This window comes from Parabacteroides faecalis, assembly GCF_022809355.1.
In the GTDB taxonomy this organism is placed as follows: Bacteria; Bacteroidota; Bacteroidia; order Bacteroidales; family Tannerellaceae; genus Parabacteroides; species Parabacteroides faecalis.
Window position 1 is genome coordinate 1 of record NZ_JAKZMM010000075.1, and the last position, 12,553, is coordinate 12,553.

The 12,553-nt window shown below is 47.2% G+C and carries 10 protein-coding genes and 2 tRNA genes; 3 read left to right on the forward strand and 9 right to left on the reverse strand.

Annotated features, from left to right (window positions below; translation table 11 throughout):
* Nucleotides 1-174: 174 nt before the first annotated feature.
* A complete protein-coding gene (locus tag MUN53_RS17380) occupies nt 175-2,826 on the forward strand; it encodes a glycoside hydrolase family 3 protein (RefSeq protein WP_243326649.1) in 2,652 nt (883 codons plus the stop codon).
* Between the two features lie 10 nt (nt 2,827-2,836).
* Here MUN53_RS17380 and MUN53_RS17385 read toward each other — a convergent pair whose 3' ends face one another.
* Together MUN53_RS17385 and MUN53_RS17390 are read right to left on the reverse strand one after the other, a co-directional pair.
* The gene (locus MUN53_RS17385) at nt 2,837-3,313 is read right to left on the reverse strand and encodes a helix-turn-helix domain-containing protein (protein WP_243326650.1); all 477 of its coding nucleotides are present in this window, start codon (nt 3,311-3,313) and stop codon (nt 2,837-2,839) included.
* 348 nt (nt 3,314-3,661) lie between these two features.
* The gene (locus MUN53_RS17390) at nt 3,662-4,087 is read right to left on the reverse strand and encodes a SufE family protein (RefSeq protein WP_022456469.1); all 426 of its coding nucleotides are present in this window, start codon (nt 4,085-4,087) and stop codon (nt 3,662-3,664) included.
* Between the two features lie 160 nt (nt 4,088-4,247).
* Here MUN53_RS17390 and MUN53_RS17395 point away from each other — a divergent pair, with 160 nt between their 5' ends.
* Nucleotides 4,248-5,462, forward strand: coding sequence for an acyloxyacyl hydrolase (locus MUN53_RS17395; protein ID WP_243326651.1), 1,215 nt, complete (start codon nt 4,248-4,250; stop codon nt 5,460-5,462).
* Nucleotides 5,463-5,525: 63 nt separating this feature from the next.
* Here MUN53_RS17395 and MUN53_RS17400 read toward each other — a convergent pair whose 3' ends face one another.
* The 7 genes from MUN53_RS17400 to MUN53_RS17430 form a co-directional block, all read right to left on the reverse strand.
* Nucleotides 5,526-6,533: a M28 family peptidase gene (locus MUN53_RS17400; protein ID WP_243326652.1), complete on the reverse strand. Its 1,008-nt coding sequence runs from the start codon at nt 6,531-6,533 to the stop codon at nt 5,526-5,528.
* Nucleotides 6,534-6,556: 23 nt separating this feature from the next.
* Nucleotides 6,557-8,284 carry a membrane dipeptidase gene (locus MUN53_RS17405; RefSeq protein ID WP_243326654.1) on the reverse strand — a complete coding sequence of 576 codons (1,728 nt, stop codon included), beginning with the start codon at nt 8,282-8,284 and terminating at the stop codon, nt 6,557-6,559.
* Between the two features lie 155 nt (nt 8,285-8,439).
* On the reverse strand, nt 8,440-10,395 hold the full coding sequence (gene gyrB / locus MUN53_RS17410) for a DNA topoisomerase (ATP-hydrolyzing) subunit B (RefSeq protein ID WP_022456465.1): 1,956 nt from the start codon (nt 10,393-10,395) through the stop codon (nt 8,440-8,442).
* A gap of 158 nt (nt 10,396-10,553) precedes the next feature.
* A tRNA-Glu gene (locus tag MUN53_RS17415) sits at nt 10,554-10,625 on the reverse strand.
* 43 nt (nt 10,626-10,668) lie between these two features.
* The gene (gene rpsT, locus MUN53_RS17420; RefSeq protein ID WP_243326655.1) at nt 10,669-10,926 is read right to left on the reverse strand and encodes a 30S ribosomal protein S20; all 258 of its coding nucleotides are present in this window, start codon (nt 10,924-10,926) and stop codon (nt 10,669-10,671) included.
* 41 nt (nt 10,927-10,967) lie between these two features.
* Nucleotides 10,968-11,039 (reverse strand) — tRNA-Glu (locus MUN53_RS17425).
* 117 nt (nt 11,040-11,156) lie between these two features.
* A complete protein-coding gene (locus MUN53_RS17430) occupies nt 11,157-11,561 on the reverse strand; it encodes a DUF2721 domain-containing protein (protein ID WP_022456463.1) in 405 nt (134 codons plus the stop codon).
* Nucleotides 11,562-11,637: 76 nt separating this feature from the next.
* Here MUN53_RS17430 and recO point away from each other — a divergent pair, with 76 nt between their 5' ends.
* On the forward strand, nt 11,638-12,363 hold the full coding sequence (gene recO, locus MUN53_RS17435; RefSeq protein ID WP_243326656.1) for a DNA repair protein RecO: 726 nt from the start codon (nt 11,638-11,640) through the stop codon (nt 12,361-12,363).
* Nucleotides 12,364-12,553: the final 190 nt, after the last annotated feature.

Here is a 12,553-nt window from a genome sequence, read left to right on the forward strand (position 1 = left end):
CCCTTCCGGAAGAAGGAGGCGATAACCGTTGGTTTCCATAACTGATAATGATTTGTTGTTCTCAAAGATACGATTTTATCGAATTTACCCCTCATATTTTTACGTTGATCCGTAATTATCATTAGTTTGTATATTTGAAGGACCAATCTGCATTAGACATTTAATTTTATTATCATGAAAAAGATTACAGCATTAATGATAGGCTTGTTTTGGGGGTATAGTGCTTCCGTACAGGCCGAAGAGCTTCCTTATAAGAATCCGAACCTTCCGATAGAGGAACGAGTGAATGACTTGTTGAAGCGAATGACCATCGAAGAAAAGTTCTGGCAGATTTATATGATGCCGGGCGATCTGGATGACGGCAAAGAACGGTTTAAGGATGGAATCTTTGGCTTTCAGGTTTCGACGTTAGGAGCTGATGATCCGCAGATGCGCCAGATGCTTCAGTATAATCCGAAATTGACGGCTGCCGAAACGGTAAAGAAGGTCAATCAGATTCAGCGTTATTTTGTGGAAGAAACGCGTCTGGGTATTCCGGCGATTATTTTTGACGAAGCCTTGCATGGCCTGGTAAGAGGTGGTGCTACGGCTTTTCCGCAGGCGATTGCCTTAGCGGCAACATTTGATACGACTTTGGTGAGCCGGGTTGCTCATGCGATTGCTATGGAAACGAAGAGTCGGGGAATCCGCCAGATTCTTTCGCCGGTTGTCAATCTGGCGACGGATGTACGCTGGGGACGCGTGGAGGAAACGTATGGCGAAGATCCTCGTTTGTCGGCCGATATGGGCGTGAGCTTTGTCAAGAACTTTGAGCGCTTGGGAGTTATCACCACACCCAAGCATTTTGCCGTGAATTCGGGTGATGGCGGTCGGGACAGTAATCCGATTCATTATACCGAACGTTTCTTGGAGGAAACGCATCTGGTTCCTTTCAAAGCTTGTTTTCAGGAAGGCGGTTCGCAATCGGTTATGACGGCATATAATATGTTGGATGGAACGCCTTGTACGGCCAACTCATGGCTGACGATCGAGAAGCTGCGTAAAGAATGGGGATTCGATGGTTTTACCATAGCGGATGCCGATGCCGTCGGCATTATTCATAAGCTGCATCATACGATTAATAGCTGGGAAGAAGCGGGTGCTACGGCAGTGAATAACGGCTTGGATGTCATCTTCCAGACGACATATGATGAGCATAAGCCTTTCCTGGAGGCTTGCCGGAGTGGCTTAATTACCGAGGAAGCCTTGAACCGGGCTGTTGGTCAAGTCCTGAAGGCGAAGTTCCGCTTGGGATTGTTCGAGCATCCTTATATGGATGAGTCGGAAGCCGACCGTTGGAATGCCTGTGCCGAACATCGGGCGCTGGCCTATGAAGCAGCTTGCCGTTCGATGGTCTTGCTGAAGAATGAGCATCAGACCTTGCCTCTTTCCCGTGAGGTGAAACGGATTGCCTTGATCGGGCAGGATGCTGCCGAGGCTCGCTTGGGTGGATATAGTGGTCCGGGTGTAGATAAAGTGAGTATTCTGGATGGCTTGAAGAAGAAACTGGCGGGAAAAACGGAAGTGATTTACGAGGAAGGTTGTCGTCGGGTTAATTCGCAATGGCTGACGGTGCCGGCCGATTGTCTGTTCCAGCCGGATGGAACGCCGGGTTTGTCGGCTGCTTATTATACGAATACGAATTGGGAAGGAACACCGGCTCTGAAGCGGGTGGATCGGGCTGTCCAGTTTTCCTGGACGTTGTTTGCGCCTGATCCGTCGCTGGCTGTGGATTGGTTCTCGGTAGAATGGAATGGAAAACTCAAGTCGCCGGTATCGGGTGAATATCAGATCGGATTGGAAGGCAATGATGGTTATCAGTTGTGGATAGACGGGAAGAAGGTGATCGATCGTCCGGAGAAGGCTTCTTTCCGGACAGAAACGGTGTCGTTCCGGTTTGAATCTGGGAAAGAATATGAAGTGAAAGTCCGTTTCTACGAGAATACACGTAATGCCAGGATTCGTCTGGTGTGGAATGTTGGGGCAGTAAACGAAGATGCATCTATCGCAAAGGCGGTCAAGGCTGCCGAGTCGGCCGATGTGGCTGTCGTGGTGGCTGGTATTGAAGAAGGCGAGTTCCGTGATCGGGGGTATCTGACCTTGTCAGGTCGGCAGGAAGAATTGATCCGCCGGGTGGCAGCTACCGGAAAGCCGGTTGTGGTCGTACTGATTGGTGGCAGTGCCATTGTGATGTCGGAATGGCTGGATCAGGTTCCGGCTGTGTTGAATGCCTGGTATCCGGGCGAGGACGGTGGCGATGCGGTAGCCGATATTTTGCTGGGCGACGCGAATCCTTCGGGGAAACTGCCTATCACATATCCGATTGACGAGGCTCAGTTGCCACTGAATTACAGCCATAAGCCGACAGGTCGAAGTGATGATTACCTGAATCTGACGGGCGAACCGTTGTTCCCCTTCGGCTATGGATTGAGTTATTGCGACTTCGCTTATCGTGATCTGAAGGTACAACCGGCTGGCAAACATACCTATCAGGTATCGTTCTCTGTCCAGAATCAGGGAAAATATAAGGCGTATGAAGTGCCTCAGTTGTATATACGCGATAAGGTGGCGTCGGTTACACAGCCCATTACCCGCCTGATTCATTACCAGTCGGTCGCATTGAATCCGGGCGAGACGAAGGAAGTATCGTTTCTGGTGGATGAAGATGATCTTTCGATGCTCAATCAGTCGATGCAGCGCGTGGTCGAACCGGGCGATTTCCGTCTGATGATAGGCCGTTCATGCAAAGACATCCGCTTGCAGGAAGTCATCCGGGTCGAGGAATGAGCATCGTTCATTACCACCCGTATAATTCTCGGTAATTCGCCGGACGGTATTTCTTCCGGAAAGGCAGGACGCACATCCCGGTGAGGCGTTTGAACATCTTGTGGAAAGAGTTATAGTGCGTGAATCCGCATCGCCGGGCGATTTCTTTGGGCGTAAGGTCGGTGCAAGCCAGGTATTCCTGCGCTTGTATCGACCGGTAGTGGATGATGAATTCAGGCAGGCGGAGACCGGTCAGGATATGTATGGCTCCGCTCAGTTCGGTTGTGGAGACACCCATTTTCTCTGCCAATTCGTATCCGAGGAGGATATTGTTTGTCTGATGCAGGGCACAGACGGCCGTATCTAAGATGAGCGAACCGCTCGGTCGCACATCGTGGCACACGGGAACCTTCCGGGTCCAGCCATCTTCATTCGTCACTCGCTTTTCTTTCAGTACCGAGATGTATATCTCCTTCAGCGGAATAGGTTGTATGTGAAAGTTATCCATATTTCTGTCGTTTGGGTTGGTTTTCTGCGAATATACAAAATAATTCTGGGTCGCATATATCCTATGTTGATAGTTTTAGGATATATGCAGCCTTGCATATATCCTCCTACTTTGGTCTTGGGATATATTTACCCTTGCATATATCCTTTTACTTTAGTCTTGGGATATATCCACTCTTATATATATCCTCTTACTTTAGTCTTAGGATATATTTACCCCTGTATATATCCTCTTACTCTGGTATTGGGTGATATGTAGGCGAAGAGATAAAAAAAACACGGTAGCGTTCTTTTAAATGCTGCCGTGTTCATAGTAGAAGTCTATAATTTCGAGTGTGGCTCGTTGATTTTATTCCATTTCCTTGGCACGGAAAGCCACTGCATACAGATGCATTTGCTTTACCATCGCCACCAGACCATTCGAACGGGTGGGCGAGAGGTGTTCTTTCAGGCCGATCTTCTCGATGAAATACAAGTCGGCGTCCAGAATTTCCTGCGGTGTGTGGCCGGACAGGACGCTGATAAGCAGCGACACGATTCCTTTCACGATTACAGCATCGCTTTCACCTTGGAAGATGATTTTACCATCCACATAATCGGCTTGCAGCCATACACGGCTTTGGCAACCTTCAATCAGGTTACTTTCCGTTTTGTATCGTTCGTCAAGAGCCGGCAGACTGTTTCCCAGGTCGATCAGCAGGGAATATTTATCCATCCAGTCGTCGAATGCCGAGAACTCTTCGATCACATTGTCTTGAATTTCGTTGATAGTCATATTTGCTGTATTTTAAATTCGCTGCAATATTCGGGAAATATTCTGACATCTGCAAATAAGAAAGGCAGAGATTGCGTGGTGAAAAAACTTTCGGGCAAGGAACACCGATTAGTGGAATAAATCCGTATCTTTAGGCAATTCAACCATGAAAATAAACAGTATGTATTGTCGAAATCAATTGTTTCTGGCATGGGTGATGTTCATTCTTTGTCAGATCGTGCCGTTGCCCGTAAAATCGGAAGAAGCAGACAGTTTGAAACGGCATCGGTTGTCGCATCAGTTGGAGTTCAATTTAAGAGAGGGATATTTGTTGAACACGCATCCTTTCTTTGGTGGAGAGAATAAGTTTAACGAACCTATGCGAAGTGCCGGATCGGTTCATCTAAAATATGCATTCCGCTTTGATCCTCGTTCCCGGTGGGGAAGTCAATACCCGGATGTTTATCAGGGAATTGGATTGGCTTGTCATACCTTCCGGAACCGGGAGGAAATCGGTGTGCCCTGGAGTGCTTATGTCTTTCAGGGAGCACCTATTGCCCGGCTTGCTCCTTCACTTACGCTGGATTACGAATGGAACTTCGGCGTCTCGTGGGGTTGGAAAAAATACGATCCGCAATTGAATCCGCGCAATATGGTGGTCGGCTCGAAGATGAATGCTTATATCAACTTGGGCTGGTTGCTAAACTGGCAGATCAATAACGACTGGCGTCTGACAGCCGGTGTGGATGTGACGCACTTTTCCAATGGGAATACGCATTATCCTAATGCCGGTGTCAATACCGTGGGCGGACGCGTGAGTCTGATCCGGACATTCGGAACGCATTCGTATCGGACTTCTGTCGAATCACGGCGCAAAGCACGGGCGGAGATTGAACGTTATTTCAGCTATGATGTAGTTCTTTATGGTGCAACCCGGCGAAAGGGCATCATCTGGCCCGACGATCGGGTATTGGTGCCAGGGGCTTTTGGTGTTGCCGGTATCAATATCAATCCGATGTATAATCTGAATGCCTGTTTCCGGGCCGGTATTTCGTTGGATGCCCAGTATGATGAGAGTGCAAACATCAAAGACCATGTGGTTGGAGATGATCGGTCTGCAGAGAATATCCGGTTTTACCGTCCGCCTTTCCGGGAACAATTCGGTGTGGGATTATCTCTTCGGGCAGAACTGGTGATGCCTATCTTTTCCATCAATCTGGGAGTTGGTCACAACGTATTCTATCAGGGAGAAGACTTAAAAGGATTTTATCAGATAGCAGCTTTGAAGACTTCCATCACTAGTCGGCTGTTCTTGCATGTCGGCTATCAGTTGTGTAATTTCAAAGACCCGAATAACCTCATGCTGGGTTTGGGTTATCGGTTTAATGGGAGATAAGAGAGGATATAAATACAGAATTCACGGTAGACTTTATGCCTGCCGTGAATTCTGTTGATATGGTTATTGATATTGATAAACAACCTCCAGTACGGTCTGTCCGACAGCCTTTAATACATCTTTGTCGATGTTCTTCATGTTGTCGTTTTGCGTATGCCAGTGCGCACGGAATCCTTTTTCCGACTGCGGATCATAATTGATGATGTCGAGGCAAGGAATGCCGGTTTCTTCAATGACTGCTTCATGGTCGTCTGTCACACCTCCGCCATTGGCATTGATGAAGTATTTACCGAAACCTAAGTTGCGTGCTGTTTCCCACACTTTATCTACATAACGGGCAGCATGGCGCATGGAAATATATTCTTTATAGAATACGGCATCTTTGGCTCCAACCATATCCAGCAGAATACCGAAATCGGCCTTGTAGCCTTTGATATGCGGATTCTTTCCCCAGAAACGGCTGCCAAGGCACCACGTTCCACTTTTGTAACCATACTTTTCTTCGGCAAAATCCGGAATACCGTAATCTTCGGCATCGAAGAAGATGATATCAATACCGACTGCCGGTGCTTTCTGTTGCAGCTGACGGGCGATCTCAAGCAAGACACCCACGCCGCTGGCTCCATCGTCGGCTCCGTCGATCGGCTTGTGAAGGTTTTCTTTATTCGGATCTTCGTCCGAGTATGGACGCGAATCCCAATGGGCAAAAAGCAGGATGCGCTTTTCGCTTTCCGCATTGTAAGTTCCGATAATATTCTTCGACTCGAGTGCTGTTCCGTCGTAGGCAGTAAGTGTCATTTCTTGCTCATGTACTTGCGCACCGAAGCGTTTCAATTCGCTGGCCAGATAGTTTCCGCACTGTTTGTGGGCAGAAGTATTGGGCACGCGGGGACCGAAATCAACTTGCCGTTGCACGAACTGATAGGCGCTGTCGGCGTTAAATACGGGCGTGTTTGTTGAAGCTTGTGTGACCACCGGCTGGTTCGACGGTTGTTCACTTACCGTTTCGGCCGGTTTGTTGCTGCATGACCAGAGGGCCGATGCAACCAATAGATAAAGAATTCGAATCATGATCTTGTCTGTTTTGAGTTTTTTTACTGTCTTGCAGATTGAACCTTGCGCATGACACGGAGGAAATTGCCACCCCATATCTGGCTGATATCTGCATCTGAATAACCTTCTTTCAAGAGATACATGGTGATATTGATCAACTCGTTGCTAGACCGGCAGCCAATCAGTTCGCCGTCGCCATCGAAATCTGATCCGATCCCGACATGATTGACACCCACCAAATCGACGATGTGGTTGATATGCCGGATCGCGTCACTGACTGAAGCCTTTTCAGCTTCCGGATTGATGAATCCTTTGTAAAGACATATCTGTACGACACCACCATGTTCTGCCAATGCTTTGATTTGGGCATCGGTCAGATTCCGTGGGTGATTACACAACGCGCGGGCTGATGAGTGCGAGGCAATAATCGGATAGCGGCTGCAAGCCAGCACATCGTAGAAAGTCGATTCGGCTGCATGGGAAATATCGACCATGACACCCAACCGGTTCATTTCGGCTACTGCCTGTTTTCCCAGCGGACTCAAGCCTTTCCATTCGCCTTTGCCGCGGGCCGAGTCACATAGATCATTGTCGCCATTGTGGCATAAGGTGATGTAGCTGACACCCATGTCACGGAACTTCCGTATGTTGTCCAGGTCTTTTCCCAGTGCATATCCGTTTTCGATTCCCAGGAAGATGGCCTTTTTGCCAGCCTGTTTCAGAAGAAACAGATCGTCGGGTGTGCGGGCAATGCCCATGCGTGTCGGATTCAGCTTTTCCTGGCGGATTACTTCTTTCAGGCGTTCTTCGGCATAGGCTGTCGCTTTGGCCAGGGAAGCATCGTCGCGTGCTCCTTGTGGAATATAAGCCACCATGAAAGCGGCATCAATCCGGCCTTCTTCCATAAAGGGCAGATTCACTTTCCCGCCTTGTTTCTCTCCGATATTGAAATGTCCCGGAAAGATCATGGGCGTGTCAGTATGTGAATCGATCGTGGCGATCCGTTGGTGTAACTCTTTTGCTTGACGGAAGATGCGGGCTTCTTCGATAAAGTGGTTGAAGAGCGCCTGGGCTTCTTCGTCTCCATGGATTGCCATCGCTTCCGGATGCCATTGAACGCTGAAGATGGATTTTTCCGGATGACGCATGCCTTCATTGATTCCATCGGTTGCTACGGCAGTCTGCACAAACTCCGGAGCCAGATCTTTCACTGCCTGATGGTGGAATGAATTGACGGCAATGACACAGCCGTCTTCCAGCCGGACTGTATGCGATGCTTCTTCGCGTGCCATTTTCTGACTATGACGGATGGGCGGTTGTTCGGCTTGTGTATAAATGTCTTGATATAGCGTTCCGCCGAAGGCCGCGTTCAGCATCTGATGTCCCCGACAAATTCCCATGATTGGGATTTGGCGGTTTGAAGCCAGGCGGATCAGTGACAAGTCATACCGGTCGCGCAACGTATCCACATCCTGCAAGGCCGGAACCGGCTCTTCGTTGAGGAAGAGCGGATTGATATCACAACCACCACTCATCAGGATTCCATCCAGTTCTTGTACTACGGCACTCAGCACACACAAATCGGTTGTTGCCGGGATGACAACCGGCGCGCCTCCTGCCAGGATAACGGCTTGGATATAAGTCTCGGCCAGGCATGTCTGACCGTCTTTCCGGTTGGCTGATATACCAATACGGGGTCTCGACTCTATCAATCGGTACTGATCGGCTTCTTTTAGTACAGAGGCCAGTTGATAAGAAGAATTCATCATTTACTTACTTCTTGATCGTTGTTATAAAGAATAAAGAGCCAGTAGGAATTATCCCGGTTGCGGTATATATTTCCAGCTGGCTCATTGTAGATTATAATTTGTGAGTTCATAAGCCGGCTGGCGGTTTGCCTGTCGACTTTATCCTCTTCTGTTACTTAGGCATCAATATTGGCATACGTAGCATTCTCTTCGATGAATTCACGACGCGGACCCACGTCTTCACCCATCAGCATCGAGAAGATCTGATCTGCTTCTGCTGCATTATCGATGGTGATCTGCTTCAATGTACGGTTTTCAGGGTTCATGGTTGTTTCCCATAACTGGTGATCACTCATTTCACCCAAACCTTTGTATCGTTGTGTCTGGATCTGCTTTTCATCGCCACCACCATATTTCAGGATGAATGCCTGACGCTGCTGGTCAGTCCAGCAATATTCTTCTACTTTGCCTTTCTTACACAGATAAAGCGGCGGAGTTGCCAGATATACATAGCCGTTTTCAATCAGGGCACGCATACGGCGGAAGAAGAAGGTCAGGATCAGCGTGGCGATATGGCTACCGTCCACATCGGCATCGGTCATGATGATGACTTTATGATAACGCAACTTATCCATGTTCAAGGCTTTCGGATCGTCTTCCGTACCAATGGTGACACCCATTGCTCGATAGATGTTCTGGATTTCTTCGCTTTCGAATACCTTGTGGTCCATTGCCTTTTCCACATTCAGGATCTTTCCACGCAACGGGAGGATAGCCTGGAACTTACTGTTTCGTCCCTGCTTGGCTGTTCCGCCTGCCGAATCACCCTCGACCAGGAACAACTCGCATAAAGAAGCATCCTTCGACTGGCAGTCGGCCAACTTTCCGGGCAGTCCACCACCGGTCAGAGGCGACTTACGCAATACTTGTTCGCGTGCCTTACGGGCAGCCTGGCGGGCTGATGCTGCCAAAACAACTTTCTCGACGATTGTCTTGGCTTCTTTCGGATGTTCTTCCAGATAATAACCCAAAGCTTCGCCAACAGCCTGGTCAACAGCACCGGTCACTTCCGAGTTACCCAGCTTTGTCTTGGTCTGTCCTTCAAACTGCGGTTCTGCTACCTTGATAGAGATCACGGCAGTCAGACCTTCACGGAAGTCATCACCCTGGATTTCTACTTTTGCCTTTTCCAACAGTTTGGAATCTTCGGCATATTTCTTCAGCGTACGAGTCAAACCACGACGGAAGCCTGCCACATGTGTACCACCTTCGATCGTGTTGATGTCGTTGACATACGAGAATACACTTTCATTGTACGATGTATTGTATGTCATGGCTACTTCCACCGGAATACCTTGCTTTTCCGTTACGATATGGATCACATCCGGAATCAGTTTTTCCTTCGAGCGGTCGATGTAGTGCACAAATTCTTTCAGACCTTCGTTTGAATGGAAGGTTTCTGATTTGTATGTGCCGTCTTCTTTCTGCACCCGCTTGTCGGTCAGACGCAAGGTAATACCTGCATTCAGGAAGGCCAATTCGCGCAGACGTGTAGCCAAAATATCATATTTGTATTCAGTAACCGTGAAAATACTGCCATCCGGCTTGAACGTGATGGTTGTTCCGGTTGTGTCGGCGTCACCCACCATCTGCACGTCGTGCAACGGTTTGCCGCAAGAGAATTCTTGCATATAGATATGACCGTTTCGGCGAACTTCGGCTTTCAGATAGGTTGAAAGGGCATTCACACACGAAACACCCACACCATGCAGACCGCCGGAAACTTTATACGTTCCTTTATCGAATTTTCCTCCGGCATGGAGCACGGTCAAAACGACTTCCAGTGCTGATTTTCCTTCTTTCTCATGAATATCGACCGGAATACCACGCCCGTTGTCTGTCACAACAATAGAATTGTCTTCATTAATTATCACATCGACGTTGGAACAATAACCGGCCAAAGCCTCATCAATTGAGTTGTCAACCACTTCGTACACTAAATGGTGAAGGCCTTTTTCGCTAATATCGCCAATATACATCGCCGGTCTTTTGCGTACAGCTTCTAACCCTTCAAGTACCTGAATACTGTCCGCAGAATAGTCTGAAGATGTATTCTTAATTTCTTCACTCATGAGCTTATTACGTTTTAAATCAGTAAAAATCTTTCTAATTATTAAGCTAACAAAAGTACTGATAATTATCGAGAGTAGAGAATTTTAGGCGTGTAAAAAAGTGAAAAAGTGAAATAAAAAAAGGAGAGAATATATCTTTCTGATATACTCTCTCCAAGTAGCCCGTGGGGGAATCGAACCCCCCTTTCAAGAATGAAAATCTTGCGTCCTAACCGATAGACGAACGGGCCATCCGATAAAGATCCGAAGATCTTAATATGGTCAGTAAATAACTTACTTCGCTAAAGAATTCACGTGCTTAGCCAACTTAGATTTCAAGTTGCCAGCTTTGTTTTTGTGGATAATGTGCTTCTTTGCTAATTTATCCAACATAGAGCATACTTTAGGGAACAAAGTCTGTGCTTCATTCTGATCTTCAGTAGCACGCAGGTCACGCATTGCGTTACGAGCAGTCTTCGCATAATATCTATTGTGAAGACGTCTTGCGTTTGTCTGTCTGATTCTTTTAATTGATGACTTATGATTTGCCATTTCTCAGAAATTCTTCTTTAATTTTTTAATCCTGTTTATTGTAGCCCGTGGGGGAATCGAACCCCCCTTTCAAGAATGAAAATCTTGCGTCCTAACCGATAGACGAACGGGCCATCTTGCTAATGATTTCTCTTTTAGCGTTTTGGGCTGTTGTTTTCCCGATTGCGAGTGCAAAGATAGAGCTTCTTTTTTTACTGGCAAAGCTTTTGCTATAGAAATTTTGCAAATAGTTATGTTTTTAACTTTTGTTTGGAACTCATGTCTTTCAGGTGGATGTCTAATGCCTTGACGGAAATGTTTATTTCCCAGATACATACGCCTAGTGAAGCGGCCAAAAGCACAAGGGCCGAACCGAATAGATAAATGGCCAGCTCTGGCAGATTAATATAGATGGAGAACATCGCTACTACGCATAGCAGCAGACTGGCGATACCCAGAATCTGCATGCTTTGTGTCAGCGACAGCCGTTTCCGCAGATTCTTGATTTGTTCGATGTCTTGCGGATTTCCGCTTTGCTGATATTTGTCTTTCAGACTGCGCACGACATTGGCATACGCCAGAAAGCGGTTTGTGTAGGCCAATAAGATCAGCGATATGGCCGAAAACAGAAGTGAAGGTGTTGTCAGATCTAGCATTTTGAATTGTAAGTTTAATAAGAACCTTATAATCTTATAACCTCAAAATTCCTATCTTTGTTTAAAAACCGAGAATATGCTTTATAAAACACAAGGGATCGTGCTGCATTCTCTTCCATATAAAGATGTATATACGATCTTACATATATATACAAAAGACTTCGGGCGGGTTTCATATATGGTAGCGCGCAAACGGGGGAAAAGGTCTTCGGTGTCGCAGGCTTTGTTCATGCCGCTTTCGGTGCTGGATTTGGAAGTCGAGCATCAGAACAAACGGGATATCCAGCGTATTAAGGAAGTGCATCTGGCTTTTTCGGCTTCGTCCTTTCAGTTGGATCCGGTCAAGAACGTGCTGGCTCTTTTCTTGTCGGAAGTCCTTTTCCGGGTGGTGAAAGATACGCAGCCCGACGAACGCATGTATGCATTCCTGACAGATTCGGTCCGGATATTGGATTCGGTGGAACAGGGACTGGCCAATTTTCATGTGGCTTTTCTGTTGAATCTCCTGCATTACCTGGGGATTTTCCCGAATGTGGAACATCCGCGGGATGCGTTATACTTCGATATGCTGAATGGGATCTTCGTCTGCCAGCAGCCGACGCATCCTTATTATTTGCAGTCGGCAGAAACGGTGGTGTTTCAGCGTTTGCTGAAGATGAGCTACGAGAATATGTCGCTGTATGCTTTTTCTCGTCAGGATCGTGTCCGGATTTTACACCGGATTTTTGAGTATTATCAATTGCATCTGCCTGATTTCAAGGAGATCCGTTCTTTGCAGATTCTGCAATCCTTGTTCGATTGATAACGGGCTGATACAGAGCCTTTCAAAATACGCCGGCTTTTTGTGAAAATACGCCGGCTTTTCAGCAAAAGGTAGGCATGAATTGACTATGCCTAAATTTACTTTACACTTTTTTGTTACGTTACTAAAAAACTCTACAGATAAAATAAGTCTTACTAAAAGGCTTTACATTTTACCTTTGCAAAGATAA